Below are 20558 nucleotides of genomic sequence, written 5' to 3' on the forward strand. Positions count from 1 at the left end.
CGATGAAATGGCCGCCGTTGCATGCGCTCAGCTCGCGCGGAGCGGCGGCGCCCGCAGCGGGGCGCTCTCTCGCTCGAGCGCGAGCGCGGCGCGCAGCACCAGCGCTTCCTCGAAGTGGCGCCCCACGATCTGCAGCCCCAGCGGCAGGCCGGCGCTGGTGAGGCCCATCGGCACGCTGATCGCCGGCTGGCGCGTCAGGCTGAAGGGCGCGGCGAAGGAGGCCGGGAGCGCGCCGCCCTCGATCAGGGGCGCGGCCCCGGCCGACGTCGGCGTCACCAGCAGATCGAAGCGGCGATGGAACACGGCCATGGCCAGGGCCAGCTCCGCGCGCTGCCGCTCCGCCTCGAGGTACGCCACCGCGCTCAGCGCCTCTCCCTGGGCTGCCGCGCTCTGGACCGCCGGATCGAGCAGCGCGCGCTGCGCCGGCCCGAGCTCCCGCACCGTGTGCGCGGCGCGCGCCGCGAACAGCGTCCGCAGCACACCCCCCGGGTCCGCGAACGGCGGCGCCACCTCCGCCGACCCGCACGCGGCGCAGGAAGCGTACGTCGGACGGGTCGAGCGTGTCGGACGCGCCGGGGGCGTCGAGCGCGCCCAGGTACAGCGCGTCCTCGCGCGGCGGCGGGGCCCGGAACGGATCGCGGTCGTCAGGACCGGAGAGGACCGAGAGGAGCACCGCTGCGTCACCGACCGTGCGCGCGATCGGCCCGACGTGCGGGGGCACCCCCACACGCGCGTAGGTGACCCGAGCTCGCGCGAAATCCGTTTTGACCGACTTCCCCTGGACGCTCGCGCCCATCGAGTAACTCGCTTTGCGGCGTTGTCCCCCGACGAGCTCGCTTCTTTTAGTAACCCGCCCAGCCCGGATCGTCGCCAGGCGGACGCAGCGTCAATTCAGGGACGAGCTCCGGGAAGGATGCTGTACCAGGATGGGTCGACGCCGACGCGACGAGGTGGTAGACGTGCGATCTCCAGGAGTGCAACATGACGCCGACACGTACGCGAAAAGTGAGTCTCTGCGGCAAGGAGCTGCACGGCCTGCAACACATCTGCGCGTTCTTCGATTCACGCAAGGAGATGTACGACGTACTCAATCCGTACTTCCAGGAAGGGATCGATACCGGCGACGAGGTGGTGACCATCCTCGAGTCGAGCGTGCATGAAGACCATGTGAATCGGATGCAAAAGGGCGGCGTGCCCGTGCAGGATGCGATTCAGCGTGGCCAGCTCAAGGTCGTGCCCTCCGAGCAGACGTACATCCAGGACAACGTGTTCGTCGCGGACCGCATGTACTCGACCGTCGAGGGCGTGCTCGAGGGCGCGGCCGAAGGCGAGTTCAAGTCCGTTCGCACCTGCGGCGACATGGAATGGGCGCTGAAGAACCTGCCTGGCACCGAGGACCTGATGGTCTACGAAGCAAAGCTGAACACGCTGGCGCTCAAGCACGACTGCACGCTTCTTTGCTGCTACGACGTCAATCGCTTCAGCGGCCGGGTGATCGCCGATGTGCTCGCCACGCACTCGCACGTGATCATCGGCGGACACGTGCACGAGAATCCGTACTACCTCGACCCGGTGACGTTCCTGAGGAAGCTCGCGTTGCGGCGGGCGCCTGTGTCTCTCGCGAGCGCGGGCTGACCCTCTTCGCCGCCTCGCTCCGCGTGGTATACCGCCGGGTGTGGGACGCTTCGATCATCTCGCCACCACGCCCGCGCGCGGCGCGGCCGACGTCCTCAAGTGGAAGCTCGGCGCCCGCGAGAAGGCCGTCGCCGACGGCTTCGTCACGCCGCACCGCGCGTACGACCGCTCGCTCGTCGAGAGCGGCCGCGCCTCGCTCACGTGGATTGGGCACGCGTCGTTCCTGCTGGTGCTGGGCGGCCTGCGCATCCTGATCGATCCCATCCTCGCGACAGGCCTCGGCACCACGAAGCGGCTCGCCCCGGCGGGCATCCCGCTCGAGGATCTCACCGAGATCGATCTGGTGCTGATCACGCACAACCACCGCGATCACCTCGACACGCCCACGCTGTCGCGCATCCTCGCGGCGCACGCCGTGCACCCGGGCAAGCTCGGCAAGAAGAACGCGCCGCTCCGGCCCCGCTTCGTGGTGCCGCAGGGCAACGGCGCGCTCCTCGCGAAGCTGGGCGCGGGCGCGATCGACGAGCTCGCGTGGTGGCAGTCTGTCCACGTCGGCCAGGTCGAGATCACGCTCGTGCCCGCGCGGCACTGGTCGATGCGCATGCCCTGGGACAGGAACGAGGCGCTCTGGGGCGGCTTCGTGATCCGCGGCCCCGAGGGCGCCGCGTACCACTCGGGCGACACCGGCTTCTTCGACGGCTTCGCCGAGATCGGCGAGCGCAGCGGCGGCTCCATCGACTGGGCCATGCTGCCCATCGGCGCCTACGCCCCGCGCTGGTTCATGGAGCCGCAGCACATGGGCCCGGAAGAGGCCGTGCGGGCGTCCGAGCTGCTCGGCGCGCGCACCTTCGTCGCGATGCACTGGGGCACGTACAAGCTCACCGACGAGCCGATCGGCGAGCCGCCGGTCCGCGCGCGCGAGGCCTTCCTGAAGAGCGGCGGCGACCTGGAGCGCCTCTGGATCCTCGACGTCGGCGAGACCCGCGGGCTCTGAGATCAGTCACCTCCTGACGGTGGGGGCAGGCCCGGCAGGCCGTCGATGCTCGTCGTGTTCTTCCAGCCGCTGCCGATGTCCCTTTCGTCGAGGAATGCATCGACCGGGCGCGCGCGCCTTCGCTCCACAGCTTGCGGGGCTCGGTCATGGGATCGGGAACCCGCGGGGCGGCGCGGCACCGCCGTTGCCGCGCCGCGATCGGCCGCCAGCTAGGTGATGAGCGGACCCTTGCACCAGTCAGCGCGGCCGACAGACGTCACGTTCATGCCGATCGCCCGGGCAATGCTGACATAGACGTCGTTGTGATTGCGCCCACCGGCGTCGAGCATGCGCCCGGTCGTCCAAGCACCTCCACATCTGCCGGCAACCACGAAAGGTGCGTGTTGGGGCGGGTGGTCGGTCTCGGCGAAGTTCTGGCCGGAGCCCAACTGGCTGCTTCCGTTCTGGGTGCAGAGAACCGCTGCGGTGTTGTCGAGCACCGAGAACTCGCCGTCGGAGAGGCCTTTCAGCTTTTCGATGAAGTAGCGGAACTCTCCCGCGAAATAGGCCTGGAGCCGGGTGATTTGTTGTCCAGGAGCGCCGTCCGGATCGCCGTGTGAGACGGAGTGCCAGGCCGAGATATCGATGTCACCGAACTTGACGGCTTCGTTGTTTTCGCCGCCGCCCCACATCATGGTCGCCACGCGAGTGATGTTGCAGGCGAAGGCCATCGCCATGATGTCGAGATAGAGCCGGCTGTGCTCCGGCATGTCGTTCATCATGGTGTCCTTGCTGAGCAGCGTCGACCCGATCTGCTTGCACGAGCCCTCTGTGGGGATGCTGCCGCCGACATCGCGTTCGAGCGTGCGCAGCGACTCGAGGTAGAAGTCCATCTTGGTGGCTTCCTCCGGCCCGAGCCGCCCGCGGAAGGACCGGACATCGTCCTTGATGAAGTCGAGCACGCTCTGACGGCGGAGCAGCGCCTGCTCGGCGGCGTTCGGCGTGTTCATGGACATGCCGCCCCCGCTGATGCGGTCGGCGATGCGCTGATACGCAGCCAGCGGGTTCTTCACGCTGGGGATGAACTTCCCATCGACCTGAGACAGCCCGGGGATGACGCCGCCGTCGCCGGACGTCTGACCGACCGCGATCTCCAGCGATGCCAGGGGGGTCGTGTCCTTGAGGAACCTGGCGAACTCCTGGTCGATGCTGGTCCGCGCGCCGAGGCCGAACACCGAAAACGACGCCGAGCGGTGCGCGTTACCGCCGTCGCGCTTGAGCGTCAGGTTCTTGAACACCAGGATGTCGTCGCGCACCGCTTCGAGCGGCGCCATGTGCGGCTTGAGCACGAAATTTCTTTCGCCGCCGGTCGGCTCCGATTGATACTGAGAGCCATTTGCGTAGCCGAACATGGCGACGCGCGTGATCCGCGGGACGGTTTGTGCGTAGAGGTTGTCGGCCAGCCCAGAACAGAAGAGCGTTCCGTAGCCGAGGCCACGAAGCATCGTACGCCGGGAAAATTTTACGTTGCGCATGGCGAGCTCCTAGTTCCTCCGGTCGATGAAGCTGGGCGACGCGATCACGCCCAGCACCAATTGATCAATCGCGTGCTGTGAGCGCGCAAATTCGTCCACGAGGCGCTCCTTCTCACAGGCGTCGAGCTCCGGAAAGTCGTATCCTGAAGAGTAGGCGGCGAACTGCTGGGCGAAGCAGCTGTAGACATCCGGCTTTTGCGCCAGCTCGTCCACGAGCTCCACGAAGTTGGAAAACACGATTCCGGGAAGCGCATTCTCCTCGCTCGGCAGCGGCAGGCTGCCGCTTGCATCGATCGGCTGGTCGTGCTCCGTCGTTCTGTAGCGACCGATGGGGTCGTAGTTCTCGAGCGCAAACCCGATTCCATCGAACAGATCGTGACAGACGGCGCAGCCCGGACTCGCATGAACGCCGAGTCTCTGCCGACCCGTGGCGTCCTCCGGGGCAAAACGGCCGGCATTCGGAACACCGCCGGGCGGCAGCGGCACGCGGTGGCACAGGACCTCTGCGCGGACGTAGGCGCCGCGCCCGACGAGGGCCGTATCCTGGCTGTGCGCGTGGCCCCAGAGAAACGGCAGCGAGGTGAAGATGCCTCGGCGTTCCGTCGGATTGAGCTCGCGGCGCACCATGGCGTCGCCGGTCACCCCGCTCAAACCGTAGAGCGGAGCGGTGCGCTCGTTCACGAACGCGTACGTGCCCATGAACAGCGAGTCGAAGCGACGATCCGCTCCCTCGTCGAAGAGCACGCTGTTCGTGAGCAGGCGCAGCTCTTCTTTCAAATCGGCGGTGAACTCGGGCGCCAACTCGGGCGTTACCATCGGAAAGACGCTGGCCTCTTTCACCGAAGTCGAGAGATTCTCGAGCTCCAGCCACTGCTCGAAGAAGTGGTTCATGGCGGGCGCCGCCTTGTCGCGCGCCTCGAACATGCGCTTGGCCTGGGCCAAGAGCGCTGTACGGTCGCGCAGCTCCCCTCGATCCGCGAGCGCGGTGAGCTCGGCATCCGGCGCGCTATCCCAGAGCAGGTACGAGAGCGCCGAAGCGACCTCGTGGTCCGTCAGCGCCGTCACCGCTCCGGTGTCCTTCACCGTGCCGAGCTCCGTGCGGTGCAGGCTGTTCGGCGACATGAACAGCGCCTGTACGACGCTCTTGACGCCTCCGGCAGCACCTTCGCCCTGCGCGGCGGTCTTGGCGAAGAGCGCGCTCAAGGAGGTGACTTCCGTCGTCGAGAGCGGGCGGCGCCAGAGCTTTCGCCCCGTCTCGGTGACGAAGCCGTCCAGGCAAGGGCCAGGCGCCAAGCTGTCGACGTCGCAAGCGATCCCGAACTTGTCGGGGTTCTGGAGCGCGTGCGCCCCGAGCTCTTCACCGACGGCGAAATATACGTCCGCGAGGAGCGGCGCGATTCGCAGGTTTGAGGCCTGGTTGGCGAAGCCGTCGAGCCTGGCCTCGCTCGGCAAGTTCGCGAGCGCTGCCGGCTGGACGTCGAACTCGTCGCGCAAGGTGTTGGCAAGCTGGGTGTTGGTCAACCGCCAGATGCGCGGTTTGGCCAGCGCAGGGGTGGCGCCACACTCGGCCGCCGGCGGCGTCTCGGTCGCCGGCGGCGCCTCGCCCTCGACTCCCAAGACGCCCGTGCACCCGCTGGCCACGACGACCGCGAGCGGCGCCGCAAGGCCAAACGAGCGGCTCATGAGTGAACGTAGTACACCGATTCGTTTTGCGATTGGCATGGAACGCTCTTGCTAGGATGGAATGTTAGAGGAAGCTGGGTGAGGCCAGGAAATCCAAGCGCGATCCGAACATCGAGCTCCTTGTAGTTCATGGTGGCGTACTCGAGAAACCGCCTCACAGGCGCGCACGGCGCGGCCGCGGCGTTCGGCGTGTGCAACAAGGAAGGCAAGAGAGGAAGGGTTATGGTCACCCCAGCAGGAGCGAGGAATCGTCGGCGTGAAAGGCGTCCACTGGCCATGCGGACCTCCCGTGGCGTACCCGCAAACGCGCCGCTGCACGCGTGCTCGACGACCGAACGAACGTACCCGGTGCCGAGATCGATCCCGATCCCGGGGACGAAGGGCCGGCGCGCACGTCGGCCTGTCCAGGGCAAAACAGAAGGATACCCCTAGAAGGCATTGTGAACGGTCACATTTCGGTGTCAACCGGAAATGGAACGGCGCGGGCTTCCTCGATCCCGAGGGGGCGCAGCGGCGCCCGTGGGAGCTCTCCGATGCGCTCGGCTCGTACCACGGCCCGGCGAGGCGGCGAGCCTGCCCGAGGGATACGTCGAGCTCTCCGGACCGGTGTTCGCCTCGGCCCGGCGGGTACGGCCGGGGCTGCCAGGAGAGCGCGCGCCCGGCGCGAGGAGCGGAGAGGGAGATAGCAGAGGGAGGCGCCTCAGAAGGCGGCGTCGCGGAGCTTCGCCTTGTACTCCGCCTTGTACAGATCGTGGCAGGCCTTGCAGCTCGCCTTGGCGCCGTCGATATCGCCCTTCTTGGCCTTTTCCACGCCATCCTTCGAGATCGCGACCCACTTGGGCATCCCGGGCGGCGGCTTCGACGCCACGTATTCCAGTGCCGACGCGATCTTCGCGCCGTCGCCGCTCGTGGTCGCCGACTGCATCACCGTCTTCATCCAGCCCTGCATCGGACAGGCCTTCTGTCCTTTTGCACCGCAGCCAAAATCCTTCCCCTCGGCAACAGAACCGGGGAGGTCCGCGGTCCCGTTCGCGGCCCATGCTGCGCCTGCAAAGCCAATGCCGACGCTCATCAACACCGCGCTCATCAGCTTCATGCTCATCGACATCCGACGTCTCCTGTCATGTAAGAAGCAACCTCAGCCAAGTTATCGCAGCTCGGAGCATCAAATTGTGAACGTTCACATTACTGACGTCAACCAGAATCGGCTGACGCGCGGCTCTCCTCGATCCCGGTGGGCGCGCAGCGGCGGCCGGCCGCGGCGCCCGAGCTCCGAGAGGTCCGGCGAGCGCAGGAGCAGCGGGCGAGCTCGCGCTGGACCGCGCGTTCGAGTCACCGCGCACCAGATCGCCGCGCACGAGAGGCGGCGCCCAGGCACCGGCGGGCTCGCAGCGTCGAGCGCCGACCGGCGATGCGCTGCTCGGCTTCGAGCGCGTCGGGCGGGCCGGCGATCAACGCTGTCCGGCGTCCGCCCATGTTGACGCGGCGCGCTGGAGGAGCCCCGCCAGCCTCGCCCTCCATCGGGCTCCGGGATATCCCCGCGGCCAATCAATTGGCGTTGACATCGGCCATGTGATCGTTCACATTCCCCTCGACAGGGTTCCTTTTGCTTCGCCTCGGGTGGGTCGTCATGCGCGCCGAGACTTTTGTCATCTGATCGGTCTCGGCACCGATCCCGTTCGGTCGGTCATCACGGAAGCGATCGCCGATCGATGGTGCTTTGCGTTTTGCCAGGTTGAATGCACTGGAGACCACGGCGAGCCTCGGTTCGGCTGTCGTGAGATCCAGGGTGTTCTCCACCGGAGTTCTCCGAGATCCGGCAAGGCGGGCGGACGGCAACTTCGGGTGCAGCGTGACCTGGGTTGCGGCGGGCTCTGCTCGGCCCCTCCTCGGGTGCACGGTGTCATCACATTGGCCCCGTCCGGGATCAGGCGCTCCAGGTTCCGTCACACTGCGGGACCTGCTCTGGGTTGACAGACAACTTTTCTATACGACCCCCCTGGAATAGCGACGCTACGCCAGCAACTTATCCATGCATCGAAGGGGCCGCCTTCACTCCACAGCCTGCGGGAGCTCGTCCAGGTCCCCTGTAGGCTGACGCGCGTGCAAGCCCCGGTTGACGTCTCTGCCGCCAGCGAGAGGCCCGTGCGCAAACCCGCCAGAACTACAACGCTGTTCCTTTCCATGAGCCTCTGCGGGCGGATCCTGCTCGGGCTCTCCGCCGCGACCGCCGCGACGTTCGCGCTCGCGCCCGCCACGCTCGCCGCCCCCAAGGCGTCGAAGTCGATCGCGGTGCGCATCGAAGGTCCCAACGCGGATGACATCCGCGAGGACATCCTCGCCATCATGCCGGAGACGCTGGGGGTCGTGGACCCTGACGCGTTCTCGAGGTCGCTGAAAGGCGCCGGCCAGACCAAGCCCGTCGGGGACGCGCTCGTGTCGAAGGCTCAGCGGAAGAAGGCCATCGACCGCATCCGCAAGGCAGGAAGGGCTGCGAAGGCAGAAGGGGTGATCTACGGCGTCTCGCGGACCAACAAGAAGAAGAAAGAGGTCCACCTCGTCTACGTCGACGAGAACGCCGGCGACCTCGCCGTGGACAGCGCGGTGCCGCTGAGCGGCTCGCGGGACGACCGCAAGAGGGCGCTGGAAGAGCTGCTCGGCCCGACGCTGGCGCAGGTCGCGCCGCCGCCCGCGCCGCCCGCCGAGGAGGACGGGGTGAAGGGCGACCGGGAAGGCGAAGGCGAGGATGGCGACGGGGGGGACGAGAAGGAAAAAGGCGGCGAGGAGAGGGACGCTGACGAGGGCGGGAAGGGCGGCGAGCGCGAGCCGCACGAGGCCGGCTCGGCGCTCTTCTCGATCGAGCTCGGCGTCGAGTTCGTCGGCCGCTGGTTCGACTACTCCGATCCGCGCACGCGGAACCTCCCGCCCTACAGCGTCTTCGGACAGCCCGCGCTGTCGGTCTCGGGCGAGCTGTACCCGCTCGCGTCGACGGACATCGCGGTGCTCAAGGGCCTCGGGCTCACCGCGGGCTATGCGCGGGCGCTCGGCCTCGACTCGGCGGTGGGCAGCGGCGACCCGATCAGCACCACCTACGAGCGCATCAACCTGGGGCTCCGGGAGCGGCTGTCGCTCGGCGAGGCGTCCGTGCTCGGGATCTCCGCCGGGCTCCGGTTCCTGACCTTCGAGATCGACGCGCCGGCGGACCTCGCCAGGACGGTGCCGAACGTCTCGTACACCCTGTTCCGGGCGGGCCTCGACGGGCGCTTCCCGGTCGGCCCGATCGCGCTGGCGCTGGGCGCCGAGTACATCCTGCCGCTCTCGTCAGGCCCGGTCTACGAGCGGTTCACCGGGGCGAGCGTGCAGGGCGTCGGCGCGCTGGCCGGGGTGATGATCCCGGTCGCGACCGGCATCGAGGCGCGCCTGCTCGTCGAGTACGCCCGGTTCTTCTCGTCGTTCCAGCCCGAGCAGGGCGACGCGTACATCGCAGGCGGGGCCATCGACCAATACCTGGGACTGCGGCTCGCCGGAGCCTACGTCTATTGAGAGAGGTAGCACGTGACGTTCATGACTTCCTTTTACGGGCGCGCCGCGCTCACCGCGGCCGCCCTGCTGACCGGCGGCGCGCTCCTCCCGAACTGCGCTGGGACCCTGGACGAGGACGAGTTCCCCCTGGACGACCAGGGGGCCGGCGGCGGCTCCGCCGCGGTGACCGGCAGCGGCGGCGCCACGACGGGCGGGGGGGCGAGCGGATGCGCCGAAGCGCCGGCCCTGGTCGCGATGAAGTGCGCCACCGCCGGCTGCCATGACGAGAACTCCAAGCTGGCGGGCCTCTCGCTGGCCGCCGGGTGGGAGAACACGCTCCGGGGCCAGGCGTCCGTGTGCGGCGAAGGCAGCTCGGTGCTCGTCCCGGGCGACCCGGACGCCAGCGCGATCTACACGAAGGTCACGCCGGACCCGCCGTGCAACGAGCGGATGCCGTTCGGCGGCGCGGCGCTCAGCGACACCGAGATCGCGTGCATCCGCGACTTCATCGCCGCGCTCCCGCCCTGAGGAAGTGAACGAGCGTCTGGCCGCCACGGCGGCGCGGGCGGTGCGGTCGTCTCCTCGATGAGCCCACCTCGCTGGCGCGACGTCGGACACTCTCGGCGCTCTAGCCCCTGGTTGCTCCTTGATTCACCGTCTTGCCGGAGCCGTCACGGGGCAACGGCGAGCCTCTGCAGACGCCGCCCTGGGCTGTCGCCCAGCTCAGGGGCAGCTGCCGGCGAAGCGCAGGAAGCTCTGTACGCAGGCGTCCGCCTCTTCTTGGCTGGTGAGCGGCATGGTGGTGAGGGTGTTGGCCACCGACACGTATCCGCACTGGTCGGGCTCCGGGCCGAACTGGCCGTTGACAGCGAACTGGACGAAGGGGCCCTCGTGGCCATTGTCTTCACTCTTCAGATAATAGTAGATGCTGCCAGGGCCCATGGAACCCGAGTAGTTGATGCACTTGACGGGGGGGGTAGGGGGACCCCACCCGGGCATGCCATCACACGGGCACGTCGGCCCCGTGGGCTGGCAGGTGCCGCTCTCGCAGGTGAAGCCCGACCCGCACGATCCGCAGTCGAGCATCTCGCCGCAGCCATCGGCGATCGAGCCGCAGGTCGCTCCCTGAGCGGTGCAGGTGGTGGGGACGCAGACGGGCGTCTCGCAGTTCGTCCCCGTCCATTCGGGCGGGCACGTGCAGGTGTAACCACTCTCGGTCGCGGCGCAGGCGCCGCCGTTCTGGCAGGGGCTCGGCGCGCATTCGTCGATATTGGTCTCGCAGTTCGCCCCTGTCCAGCCGGGCGGGCACGTGCAGGTGTAACCACTCTCGGTCGCGGCGCAGGCGCCGCCGTTCTGGCAGGGGCTCGGCGCGCATTCGTCGATGTTGGTCTCGCAGTTCGTCCCCGTCCAGCCGGGCGCGCACGTGCAGGTGTAACCGCTCTCGGTCGCGGCGCAGGCGCCGCCGTTCTGGCAGGGGGTCGAGGCGCAGGGGTCGGTGGCCTCCCCGCTTTCGTCGCCGTCGGCCGCGGAGGGGCCAGCGCTGGTACAGCCCGCGAGCAGCAGGGTGGAGAGAGCCGGGATCGTCAGAGCGTGGAGAAGTGAGCCTGCAAGAGACCGCATGGGTGGTCATCCTTTCAATGTTGTGCTTGCGCTGGCTGGAGAAGGGTCGGGCCGGCCTGTTCAAGTTTGATGCCAGTGCCGAATCGGCGCTTTCGGAGGTGATGTTGACGCAGGCCTCTGCAGGGCATTCGGTGTGTGCGCGCCGCCAGCTCCCGTCGCCCGGGTCCCGTCGCGCGCCGCCGCCTGCTGCTGCTGTCTGAATGCCTCACCTGCGGAGATCACGACGCACCGCCGTGACCGACCGCGGCGACCCTGCCGAGTTCGATGAGGGAGCGATCTTCCACCATAGGTTCAGGCGAGGATGCAACAGCGACGAGCTCGTCCGTGCGTTTGTCTTGCCGTTCGTGGACAGTTCGCTGCCGTTTCTGGACAGGCGACATCGTTCACACGCGCGATCGATGGCGATCTGCGCGATACGTCGAGGTCGAGCCCGACGACCGTACGCCATGGCGAACTGCGGGCGACTGGACCGGGGTGGCGTTGTCGCCGGAGTTGTTGCTCGTGGGTGCCAGCGCTCGTGACGTTCAGGTCCGGCGCCGCGGCCGGAGGCGCGGCAGGCCCGCGGCCGCGCGCCCCGCGGTCAGCGTCTCGGAGGGGCTCTCGCCGAACCGGCGCTTGAATTCGACGCTGAACCTCCCCGGGTTGCCGAGCCCGAGCGCGGCCACGACGCCCGCGACCGACGTGCCGGCCGAGGGCTCGGCCAGCTGGCGGCGCGCGAGCTCGAACCGGCGCCGCCGCAGGAAATCCATCGGTGGTATTCCCCGGCTCGCCACGAAGGCTGCTCGCAGGGACCGCTCGGGCACGCCCGCCGCGGCGACGATGTCGGCCAGCGTGATGGGCTCGGCAGCGTGCGCGGCCATGTACTCTTCAGCCTTGCGGACGCACGCCGGAGCCACGCGCGGCTGTGGTGCATCGAGGATCTCCGATAGGTTGTGCCGGGCGTGTACCAGGAGGCTCGTGAAGAGAGCACCACGCAGCGCAGCGAGCAGCATCGGCGAGGCCCAAGGCTGCTCAATCTGACGGCGGAGGAGCTGCGCGACCTCGTGGACCGTGCGGCCCGGTCCGTCCTCGATGTCGAGCGCCGTACCGAACAGGATCGGGCCGCGCAGCGCGGCGCCCGTGAGCGAGGTGAAGTGGGCGTCGAGCGCTCCGCGGTCGATCACGAGGGTCCGCCCGTGAAACTCCCCGCTGACATCGAGCGAGCAGGATCGCCCGGGTGAAAACAGCGCGGCGCGCCGGCCCGGCACGACGCGGAAGGGCTCGCCCGCGTGGTCGCCGGCGCTCTCGCCGCCGGCCGAGAGAGACAGGATGTATTGCTCCCCGACCGCCGGCACGAAGGCCCGCCCTCCGCCGGGCCAGTCGCCCGCCACGACACGGAGTGTGCCGAAGGAGGCGACCTCCATCGCACAGCCGAACGATGTGCCGCGCTTGGGCTCGAGGGTCGCGCCCGTGTAAACGCGGCGGAAGGCCTCTCGAGCCTCGCCGACATCGCCGGTGCACACGAGCTGAGCCCGCGCAATCTCCGCCCCCGGCGCGTGCGCGGCGCGCGAGGCCCCTTCACCCTGATGGCTTGTCTGGACAAAGCGAGGCGCACGACGCGACATTGGATGAGAAGGAGCACACCCGTTGGAGAATGTAAATTGTCGTGAGCCAGCCAGGTAGATCCGGCGGCTTCCGTGCGCCTCGCGGGGTGCGCAGAAGCGTGCAGGTGGGGAATCCGCCCGCGCGCAGCGTATGCGGTTGTCGGAGCCGTGGAGCGACGCGATGCCGGGAATGACGAGGGCCGTCTCGATGCCTGGTTGTGGTCTGCCGGATCGTCGAATGTCCGGTTTCCAAACGGAGGTCGAGGGCGCGCGGCATGAACACCACATGACCCACCTCCACGCGAGGATGAGCCGCTCGACTCCGCTGGGCAAGACCGGTCAGAGCGTCTTTCCCGTCGGCCTCGGCTGCATGGCGATGTCCGGCGCCTGGGGCCCGGCCGAAGACGCCGAGAGCGTGGCGGCCCTGGATCTCGCGCGCGAGCCGGCGCAGGAACCGGGTAGAATGGCGAGTTTCAGCTCAGCCAACCCGTGACGCAGGGCCTCCGCTCGGCGGCGCGCCCGAGGCGCCTTCCTGGCGCGGCGCGGATCCGGTAGTCCTCGCCCGGCCTCCGGTCCGCGCATGCCCCCGTCGCTCACGCCTCCCTCCGTCGCCCAGCGCCTCGCGCGCGCCCTCGAGGTGCTCGTGCCGGCGCTCGACATCGTCGAGGCGCGCGTCGACGAGGGCCCGCCGCCGGCGTGGTGCGAGGCGCGGGGCTGGACGGGCTTCCTCCTGTCGCTCTCGGACGCCGAGCTCGCCCGCTGCGAGGCCGAGGGGCTCGCCGCGTGCATCGACGGCCTCGATCGCCCGCCCCCGAGCCTCGTGGCCCTGGCGCGGGCCGCGGACGAGGCGGCCAGGCTGCCGCGGCGGCCGGTCGAGCCGCTCCCGCCGGCGTCGCTGGACGAGCTCCGGGCGGTGCCTGCGCGCAAGCGGCTCCAGCTGGAGGCCCTGCTCGGCGCCGTGGCCCCCATGGCCGCGCGCGCCCGCCGCCTGGTCGACGTGGGCGCGGGGCACGGCCACTTCACCCGCCTGGCCGCCGCGCGCTTCGAGCGGGACGCGATCGGCCTGGAGCGCGAGCCCGACCGCGTGGCCACCGCCTCCGCGCTGGCCGCCGGGGGGCGGGCGCGCTTCGTGGCGTTCGACGCCTTCGAGCAGGCGCTGGCGTTCGCTCCGGACGACCTGGCGGTCGGCCTGCACGCCTGCGGCGAGCTCGGGGACCGCACGGTGACGGCGGCGGCCGAGGCGCCCTGCGATCTGGCGCTCGTCTCGTGCTGCCTTCAGAAGATCGGCGCGCCGGCGCGCGCCCCGCTCTCGGCCGCGGCCAGGGCGGCGGGGCTCGTCCTGAAGCGCGAGGCGCTGGGCCTCACCAACCTGACGGCGCGCCCGGCGGGGGTCGAGGCCAGCCTGGACGAGGAGCTTCTGGCCCGCGAACGGCGGCACGCGCTGCTGTCGCTGCTCCGCGGCCGCGGGCTCGACGTCGCCCTGGGCGAGGAGATGCGCGGGATCAACCGGCGGCGCGCGCACGGCGGGCTGCGCGAGCTCGCGGCCAGGGCGCTCGCGCTGCGGGGCCTCGGCCCGGCGACCGAGGCCGAGCTCCGCGAGCGCGAGGTCGCGGCGCGCGCGGCGTTCGGCCAGATGCGCCGGCTCACGCTGCCGCGCGCGCTCCTGGCCCGGCTCACGGAGGTCGCGGTCGCGCTGGATCGCGCGAGTGCCCTCGGCGAGCGCGGGCACGAGGTCGAGGCGGCCATCGTGTTCGAGCCCGAGGTGACGCCGAGGAACGTCGCGATCTTCGCGAGCGCCCGGCCGGGAGGGCTCGGCGGTTGACGCGGCCCCGCGGTGGGCCGCTCGCCAGCAGCCCTGCGGATCGGGTGCTTCCCTGGCAACAGCGCCTCGCGGCAGCCCCTGGATTCCAAGGGTTTCATGGAATGGCACGCACGGTGCACATCACGGCGCCATGGAAAGACGTCAGTTCTTGGGAGGCGCCGCTGCAGCGGTGTCGGCAGCGCTTCTGGCAGGCAGGGCCCGGGCCGCCGGGCCCAGCGTGATCCGCGTCGGGGTGCCCGGCGTCGGCGTGGGCAATCGCCCCGTCACCGGAGGAAGCTTCTTCTCCCTCTTGCACCTCCAGGGGACCCTGGCCGAGGAGTTCAAGAAGGACGGCATCGAAGTGAAGTGGAACTTCTTCCGCGGCGCCGGCCCCGCCGTGAACGAGGCGGTCGCGAACAACCTGCTCGACATCTGGACCCACGGTCACCTGCCTTCCGTCGTCGGTCGGGCGAGCGGCCTCAAGACGCGGCTCCTGGCCAGCGCCAGCCGGCGCGGACACGCCTACCTCGTGGTGCCCGCCGACTCGCCGATCACCGGCGTCAAGGATCTGCGCGGCAAGAAGGTGGCCTTCCAGAAGGGCACGGCCTCGCAGCTGTCCGCGAACCGGATCCTCGAGGGCCACGGGCTGAGCGAGAAGGACATCCGGTCCATCAGCATGGATGCCTCCACCGCGAAGGCGGCGATCGCCACGAAGGACATCGACGCGGTGTTCGGCGGCACGGACTACCTCTCGCTGCGCGACCAGGGGATCGGGAAGGTCGTCTACACGACGAAGGGGGATTCCCCGACCTACCCGAGCAATTCAGGCATCATCGCGCGGGAGGACTTCATCAACGAATACCCCGACGTCGTGCAGAAGATCATCACGCTCGCGGTGAAATCAGCGGCGTGGGTCGCGGACGAGAAGAACCGCACGCAGGCATTCCAGCTGTGGTCGAAGTCCGGCACGCCCTTCGCGAACTACAAGGAAGCGCAGCAGGGCGAGGACATGAAGCAGAACGCCAGCCCGCTGCTCGACGAGTACGCCATCGCCCGGTACAAGTCGGCGGTCGCCGACTCGAAGAAGTACGGCCTGATCAGGAGCACGTTCGAGGTCGAGCCCTGGACCGATCGGCGCTTCCTCGACCGGGCGCTGAAGGACACCGGACTCGAGCGCTTCTGGGCCGAGTGGGACGCGAACGGCAAGCCGAAGGGCTGACGGCCCGGGCTTCCGGCTGACCGGGGCCGATCTGGAAGAGATCGATCGACTGGCGCCGCTCCAGGCCCGCTGAGCGAAGAGGAATCCATGGCCGTTTCGACATCCACGTTGCGTGTTCAGGCTGCCGTCGAGCAGCTCGGGTCCGGTGGCATGGTGATCCTCGTCGACGACGAGGCGCGCGAGGACGAGGGAGATCTCGTCGTCCTGGCGGAGCACGCGACGCCGGCCGCCATCAATTTCATGGCGACCCACGGCCGGGGGCTGATCTGCCTCGCCCTCGCCGAGGACCAGGTGGACCGCCTCGGGCTGCCGCTCATGGCGACCCGGCCCGGCGAGCGCCGGTCGACGGCGTTCACGGTGAGCATCGAGGCGCGCGAGGGCGTCACGACCGGGATCAGCGCTCGCGACCGGGCGCGCACCGTCGCCGCCGCCATCGCGCCGGACGCGTCGCCGCGGGACGTGGTGTCGCCAGGGCACGTGTTCCCGCTGCGGGCGCGCCGAGATGGGGTGTTCGAGCGCGAGGGGCACACCGAGGGTGCGGTCGACCTGGCGCGGCTCGCCGGGGCGCTGTCGGCCGCCGTCATCTGCGAGATCCTGAATGACGACGGGACGATGGCGCGCCGCCGGGACCTCGCGCGCTTCGGGGCGCGGCAGGGGCTGCCGCTCGTCTCCATCGACGACCTCATCCGCCACCGGGTGCGGAGCGAGGACGTCGCCGCGCGCGTCCGGAGCGCCCCGTTCCGGCCCGCAGGCCTGAGCGGCGAGTGGCGGGCGCACACGTACACGCTACGTCGCGAGAGGCAGCTGCTCCTCCTGACGCACGGCGCGCCGGCGCACGCCGGCGACCCCGCCATCGTGTACACCCACCGCGCCGCGCTCGTCTCGGACCTCCTCGGCGACGCCCATCTCTTCGACGCCCTGCGAGACATCGAGGCCGCCGGCGCCGGCGCGGTCGTCTATGTGCCCCCGCCGGCCGAGCCGACATCCGCGGGAGCCGACGTCACCCTGGGGCTCGAGCTCGCCGTGGCCGCGCGCGAGCTCGTGGCGCTCGGGGTTCGCCGGGCGACGCTGCTCGACTCGAGGGCGCCCTGGCCCGACGGGCCGAAGAAGGAGATCGACCTCGAGACGGGCGAGCCTGTGACGCAGCTGGGGGGCCCCGGCGCGCCGCCGCCGCGGCGCGGGCGGGCAGCGATTTCGGGGCATGGCAGCACCTCGTCGGTGATCCAACCCAGCGTGGATGTCTCCGTTGTGAGCTAGAGCGACAAACGGGTTGAAACCACGAGAAAAAGCAAGAATTTCACAGGGAGACGGGGAGGCGGGGAGCGAGAAACGGCAAGAGGGAGAAATTCATTTTTTTTCTTCCTCCCCGCCTCCCCGCCTCCCTGTGAAAATTCTCCGGGTTTCAACGTGCTCGGTGTTCTAGGCTCTGCCCGATGACCCGCCGCTCCGCTCGATCCATCGGTCGATCTCGAGGGGAAGGACCATGAGCGGGCAGAAGCTCATCCCGGAGCTCGACGTGGCGGATCTCGACGCCTCGCTCGGCTTTTACGTCGGTGTCATCGGCTGCACGCTGCGGTACGAGAGGCCCGAGGAGCGATTTGCCTTCATCGACCTCGAGGGCGCGCAGCTCATGCTGCAGGAGGCGGCGGGGCCGGGCCGCAGGTTCCGCACCGCACCGCTGGAGCATCCTTACGGACGCGGCGTCAATTTTCAGATCGAGGTCTCCGACGTCACGCCGCTGTACGAGCGCGTGCGCGCAGGCGGCTTCCAGATCGTGATCCCCTTCGAGGAGAGGTGGTACCGCGAGGGCGACACGGAGCTCGGCAACCGCCAGTTCGTCGTCGCCGACCCCGACGGCTATCTCCTGAGGTTCTTCACCGACCTGGGCCAGCGCCCTCTGCGCTCTTGATCGCTCTCTCCGCATGTCAGAAATCCGGCCATGGATCTGTCGCGCGAGCGAAGAGAGATTGCGCTGCGGGGGTCGACGTGGACCAGGAGGAGGCGGACGACATGGCCACACGCCATGGGGTCGTGGCGCCGAACCTGAGCAAGGGCGGCCCTCCGCCCCCGCGCGCTCGAGAGGCCCTCTCCGTCGCCGCCTCCGCCGACCCCCGCCACGCCGGCGTCCCGGCATCGGACGCCTGACGGGCGACCTCGACAGGATTGGCACTGTATAGTAGACAACATGCCATGGCAGATCCTGATTCAATCGGTGTGCCGCCGGATGGGGAGGAGTTCGAGCTCCCCGATCCCATCCCGGCGGAGGGTGTTGATGCTCGATGTCGCACGATCGAGATCGTCAAAGGTCCGCAGCTCGGAGTCCTGGCGGTCATCACCGAGGCGTCTGCGGGAGCGACGCGCACGTGGACCAATGTCGGCCCGGGTTGGGAGCACGCCTGTCAGCTCGCGCGGAGCACCACATGAGCCTCGCGTATCCGGCCGGGCTGCACGTGGATCGGAACTCGCTCGGCCCCGGGCGACTCGAGTCGATGGCCTGGCACGTGGAGCGGCCGCACCTGGCCCCGCGGTGCCTGCCCCTGGCGGGGGTCGACGCCGACGGGCAACGCAGCCTGATCTGGGTGAACCACGACCAGGCTGCGCCGGACGGCGCGATGAAGGAGCGCTGGTTCGCGGTCCCGTCCGAGGTCCCCGCGGTGCGCCTCGAGCTCGACAGGGTGTCGCTCCCGTCCGGGGTCGGGAGCTCCGGCGCGTTCCAGCTCCAGATCCTGGACGCGGTGGGCTCCTCCGTCCTGATGTCGGCGTCGTTCACGCCCACGAGCTCCCCGACGGACTGCATCACGCCATCGCTCGCGGTCACCGCGGGGCTGTCGTACCGCGCGCGGGTCGTCGTTCGCAGCGGCGCGACGCAGGCCACGTTCCTGTGCGGCAGGCTCCGCATTCGCCCGGTGGACGCCACGGGGGTCCTCTACCCCGACTTCTACCGTCTGGACGTGCACCCGGCGCTGCTCCACGGCTCCAGCGAGGCGGGGTACGAAAAGCTCACTGCCTGGCGCAACCCTCGACATCTCCAGATGTCCAACCTGGCGTATTACGCGTTGTCCACCGACGCCGACGTCTTTGACGTCGAGTATTACGACACGGTGAACCGACGAAACGGAAACCGGTCGTATCCGTCCGTCTGGGCCGACGGCGAGCCCATCGATCCGGTGCTCCCCGTGGCGTGGAACTCGACCACGTTCAGTAGGGTGAGCGTTCCGGCCGCACGCAGCGCCGTGCCGCGCAAGATCAGAGTCTATTCTGGTCCTCAGATGGCATCACCGTACACGGCGTCGCTGGTCGCCATCCGTGGCGAGAACATCGGCGTTTTCCCTGGTGGGATCTACGTGCCAGGCGCATCGATCTTCGATGTCACACCTCCCCGGGCTCGCGTGATCATCGCCATCGTCGATTCGAAGGGCGCGGGCGCGTACACCGCGTTCTCTGGCATGACGTCGTGGCAGCTCCAGATGCAACGCAAGGGCCTCGAGTTCATGACCCAAGGCAGCGGTGGGGATGGCCTCGTGCATCTTACCGGGACGGCGACGCCTTCCGTTGCTGCGTGCCGCGCGCTCGCCAGAAAGATTCTGGCGAACCGTCCCGACGAGGTGATTGTCCAGATCGGAAGGAACGACTTCGCCAACCAGAAGACGACGGCCGCGAACTTGGTCCAGTTCAAGGTCGACCTCGCGAACGCGATCAAAGAGGCCGATCCGCGCGTGGTGGTGCGCGCCATGACCTACACGCGCGAGGTGACCGAGAACGACGTCGCCGGCACGTCCTGGGACTCGCAGCGCGATGCGGAGGCTGCGGCGGTCGCCGCGCTCGCTCCGTGGGGCGAGGTGATCCATGCCGATTCCGCGTGGACGGCGGAGGCGGCGGCTGCGCACAACGCGGCGGACACCGTTCATCCCAACGAAAAAGGGCAGGAGAAGATGACGGCGATATGCGCCGGGGACGCCTTCCCGTTCAGCCCGAACCATCTTCCGGGGCTCTTTACCTGGGTCAAAGCCGGGTTTGACCTCCCCGGTGGAGCCGTGACCGGGACGCCCACCGGGTTCGGCTCCGCACCGCCTGCCCTGACCGCTGCCGGCACGTCGACGGTCACTGGCTTGCTGCATGTCGAGATGGTCCTGGGGGGGCCGCGCGGTACCGCGAGGTTCGACTGGAGCGTCCACGGCGGTGGCGTGTGGGCAGAGAATCATGTCCTGGTGCCGTCGAGCGGCGTTGTTGCGCTTGGTACGACCGGGATCACGCTCACGTTCCCTTCTGCCACGTACAGCAACCTGCATTATTGGAGGTTGCCGCTCGGGATTGGCCAGGCCGTTGACCGGAGCGGGAACTCGAGGCACTGGACGATCCAGTTCCCAGGGAGCCCCGCAGCGTTCGAGATCGACGGCCTCAACCACGCACCGGCAATCTCGTTTTCTAACATCCTGCAGCAGTATCGACTGAACGGGATTTCTCTCGCCGCGCCTTATGCCCTGTTCGCCGTGTTCAAGAAGAATTCCACGGCTCTCGGTGCCATTATCGGAAGGACGAGCGCTAGCTCAGGGGCGCTGCTCTACAACAACACGGCCACCTCTTTGGCCTTCAGCGACGGCGCGGTGACCAGACAGGTCGCCGGGTATAACCCGCTCGTGGCGCACGCCGTGGGCGTGATCGTGAATGGGGCCAGCTCAGCGATCCTCATCGACGGCGCTTCGACCACGGTGTCGCTGACCAATGTGACGGTGACCGGGCTTACGCTCGGCGGAGACAGCCAGAGCAGCTTCCCGCATGACGGCACCATCCTGGAGGCGCTCGCGGTCTCCGGCGTCCCCTCGGCGAGCGCGGTCAGGAACCTGTTCCGCCGCTTCCGGCACGAGTACAGCACCCCGTGACGGCGGCGTCTGGCAGACCGTTTGCTCTTTTCCGCGTGGCTCGAGCGTGTCCGCGTGGTCAGCATCTCCGGGCCGCTGCAGGCCCGCGCGTAGCAGCACATTGGACG

18 protein-coding genes are annotated in these 20558 nt (G+C 69.0%); 11 read left to right on the forward strand and 7 right to left on the reverse strand.

The features are described 5' to 3' along the window. Positions 1 to 27: 27 nt before the first annotated feature. Entirely contained in the window at positions 28 to 510 is a 483-nt protein-coding gene (locus tag WME95_RS12745; protein WP_437908636.1) for an amidase family protein, read from the reverse strand. Positions 511 to 981: 471 nt separating this feature from the next. Between WME95_RS12745 and WME95_RS12750 the strand changes: the two genes are divergently transcribed. Continuing rightward, positions 982 to 1635: an MEDS domain-containing protein gene (locus tag WME95_RS12750; protein ID WP_437908637.1), complete on the forward strand. Its 654-nt coding sequence runs from the start codon at positions 982 to 984 to the stop codon at positions 1633 to 1635. Between the two features lie 40 nt (positions 1636 to 1675). After that, positions 1676 to 2629, forward strand: a complete 954-nt coding sequence (locus WME95_RS12755) for an MBL fold metallo-hydrolase (RefSeq protein WP_437908638.1) — start codon at positions 1676 to 1678, stop codon at positions 2627 to 2629. A 209-nt stretch (positions 2630 to 2838) separates the two neighbouring features. On the opposite strand, the gene WME95_RS12760 is transcribed toward WME95_RS12755, so the two are convergent. The 4 genes from WME95_RS12760 to WME95_RS12775 form a co-directional block, all read right to left on the reverse strand. Continuing rightward, on the reverse strand, positions 2839 to 4143 hold the full coding sequence (locus tag WME95_RS12760; RefSeq protein WP_437908639.1) for a DUF1552 domain-containing protein: 1305 nt from the start codon (positions 4141 to 4143) through the stop codon (positions 2839 to 2841). Positions 4144 to 4152: 9 nt separating this feature from the next. After that, on the reverse strand, positions 4153 to 5865 hold the full coding sequence (locus tag WME95_RS12765; RefSeq protein WP_437908640.1) for a DUF1592 domain-containing protein: 1713 nt from the start codon (positions 5863 to 5865) through the stop codon (positions 4153 to 4155). A gap of 661 nt (positions 5866 to 6526) precedes the next feature. Then, the gene (locus tag WME95_RS12770) at positions 6527 to 6928 is read right to left on the reverse strand and encodes a hypothetical protein (protein ID WP_437908641.1); all 402 of its coding nucleotides are present in this window, start codon (positions 6926 to 6928) and stop codon (positions 6527 to 6529) included. A gap of 446 nt (positions 6929 to 7374) precedes the next feature. Further along, entirely contained in the window at positions 7375 to 7626 is a 252-nt protein-coding gene (locus WME95_RS12775) for a hypothetical protein (RefSeq protein ID WP_437908642.1), read from the reverse strand. Positions 7627 to 8010: 384 nt separating this feature from the next. Here WME95_RS12775 and WME95_RS12780 point away from each other — a divergent pair, with 384 nt between their 5' ends. Beyond that, positions 8011 to 9369 (forward strand): hypothetical protein, encoded by a 1359-nt coding sequence (locus tag WME95_RS12780; protein ID WP_437908643.1) that lies wholly within the window; start codon positions 8011 to 8013, stop codon positions 9367 to 9369. Between the two features lie 12 nt (positions 9370 to 9381). Next, on the forward strand, positions 9382 to 9876 hold the full coding sequence (locus WME95_RS12785; RefSeq protein ID WP_437908644.1) for a hypothetical protein: 495 nt from the start codon (positions 9382 to 9384) through the stop codon (positions 9874 to 9876). Positions 9877 to 10071: 195 nt separating this feature from the next. On the opposite strand, the gene WME95_RS12790 is transcribed toward WME95_RS12785, so the two are convergent. Further along, positions 10072 to 10968, reverse strand: a complete 897-nt coding sequence (locus WME95_RS12790) for a calcium-binding EGF-like domain-containing protein (protein ID WP_437908646.1) — start codon at positions 10966 to 10968, stop codon at positions 10072 to 10074. A 524-nt stretch (positions 10969 to 11492) separates the two neighbouring features. Beyond that, positions 11493 to 12839 (reverse strand): AraC family transcriptional regulator, encoded by a 1347-nt coding sequence (locus tag WME95_RS12795; RefSeq protein ID WP_437908648.1) that lies wholly within the window; start codon positions 12837 to 12839, stop codon positions 11493 to 11495. Between WME95_RS12795 and WME95_RS12800 the strand changes: the two genes are divergently transcribed. From WME95_RS12800 to WME95_RS12830, 7 genes are all read left to right on the forward strand, one after another. After that, positions 12838 to 13044, forward strand: a complete 207-nt coding sequence (locus WME95_RS12800) for a hypothetical protein (protein WP_437908650.1) — start codon at positions 12838 to 12840, stop codon at positions 13042 to 13044. The genes WME95_RS12795 and WME95_RS12800 overlap by 2 nt on opposite strands. Positions 13045 to 13131: 87 nt before the next feature. Continuing rightward, the gene (locus WME95_RS12805; RefSeq protein WP_437908652.1) at positions 13132 to 14373 is read left to right on the forward strand and encodes a methyltransferase; all 1242 of its coding nucleotides are present in this window, start codon (positions 13132 to 13134) and stop codon (positions 14371 to 14373) included. A gap of 169 nt (positions 14374 to 14542) precedes the next feature. Next, on the forward strand, positions 14543 to 15571 hold the full coding sequence (locus WME95_RS12810; protein ID WP_437908653.1) for an ABC transporter substrate-binding protein: 1029 nt from the start codon (positions 14543 to 14545) through the stop codon (positions 15569 to 15571). An 87-nt stretch (positions 15572 to 15658) separates the two neighbouring features. Further along, entirely contained in the window at positions 15659 to 16828 is a 1170-nt protein-coding gene (ribB, locus tag WME95_RS12815) for a 3,4-dihydroxy-2-butanone-4-phosphate synthase (RefSeq protein ID WP_437908655.1), read from the forward strand. A gap of 226 nt (positions 16829 to 17054) precedes the next feature. Beyond that, a complete protein-coding gene (locus WME95_RS12820; protein ID WP_437908656.1) occupies positions 17055 to 17480 on the forward strand; it encodes a bleomycin resistance protein in 426 nt (141 codons plus the stop codon). Positions 17481 to 17581: 101 nt separating this feature from the next. Then, positions 17582 to 17716: a hypothetical protein gene (locus WME95_RS12825; protein ID WP_437908657.1), complete on the forward strand. Its 135-nt coding sequence runs from the start codon at positions 17582 to 17584 to the stop codon at positions 17714 to 17716. 275 nt (positions 17717 to 17991) lie between these two features. Further along, positions 17992 to 20451: an SGNH/GDSL hydrolase family protein gene (locus WME95_RS12830; protein WP_437908659.1), complete on the forward strand. Its 2460-nt coding sequence runs from the start codon at positions 17992 to 17994 to the stop codon at positions 20449 to 20451. Positions 20452 to 20558 lie beyond the last annotated feature (107 nt).

Origin of the sequence: Sorangium sp. So ce327 (assembly GCF_051530205.1) — a bacterium.
GTDB classification, from domain to species: Bacteria; Myxococcota_A; Polyangia; order Polyangiales; family Polyangiaceae; genus Sorangium; species Sorangium cellulosum_B.

What these genes read in the sequence shown, in the direction of transcription:
- WME95_RS12790 (WP_437908646.1), bottom strand. Translation starts at nt 10,968, where the DNA reads ATGCGGTCTCTTGCAGGCTCACTTCTCCACGCTCTGACGATCCCGGCT.
- WME95_RS12820 (WP_437908656.1), top strand. Translation starts at nt 17,055, where the DNA reads ATGAGCGGGCAGAAGCTCATCCCGGAGCTCGACGTGGCGGATCTCGAC.
- WME95_RS12805 (WP_437908652.1), top strand. Translation starts at nt 13,132, where the DNA reads ATGCCCCCGTCGCTCACGCCTCCCTCCGTCGCCCAGCGCCTCGCGCGC.
- WME95_RS12770 (WP_437908641.1), bottom strand. Translation starts at nt 6,928, where the DNA reads ATGAGCATGAAGCTGATGAGCGCGGTGTTGATGAGCGTCGGCATTGGC.
- WME95_RS12800 (WP_437908650.1), top strand. Translation starts at nt 12,838, where the DNA reads ATGACCCACCTCCACGCGAGGATGAGCCGCTCGACTCCGCTGGGCAAG.
- WME95_RS12795 (WP_437908648.1), bottom strand. Translation starts at nt 12,839, where the DNA reads ATGTGGTGTTCATGCCGCGCGCCCTCGACCTCCGTTTGGAAACCGGAC.
- WME95_RS12780 (WP_437908643.1), top strand. Translation starts at nt 8,011, where the DNA reads ATGAGCCTCTGCGGGCGGATCCTGCTCGGGCTCTCCGCCGCGACCGCC.
- WME95_RS12750 (WP_437908637.1), top strand. Translation starts at nt 982, where the DNA reads ATGACGCCGACACGTACGCGAAAAGTGAGTCTCTGCGGCAAGGAGCTG.
- ribB (WP_437908655.1), top strand. Translation starts at nt 15,659, where the DNA reads ATGGCCGTTTCGACATCCACGTTGCGTGTTCAGGCTGCCGTCGAGCAG.
- WME95_RS12825 (WP_437908657.1), top strand. Translation starts at nt 17,582, where the DNA reads ATGGCCACACGCCATGGGGTCGTGGCGCCGAACCTGAGCAAGGGCGGC.
- WME95_RS12765 (WP_437908640.1), bottom strand. Translation starts at nt 5,865, where the DNA reads ATGCCAATCGCAAAACGAATCGGTGTACTACGTTCACTCATGAGCCGC.
- WME95_RS12760 (WP_437908639.1), bottom strand. Translation starts at nt 4,143, where the DNA reads ATGCGCAACGTAAAATTTTCCCGGCGTACGATGCTTCGTGGCCTCGGC.
- WME95_RS12830 (WP_437908659.1), top strand. Translation starts at nt 17,992, where the DNA reads ATGAGCCTCGCGTATCCGGCCGGGCTGCACGTGGATCGGAACTCGCTC.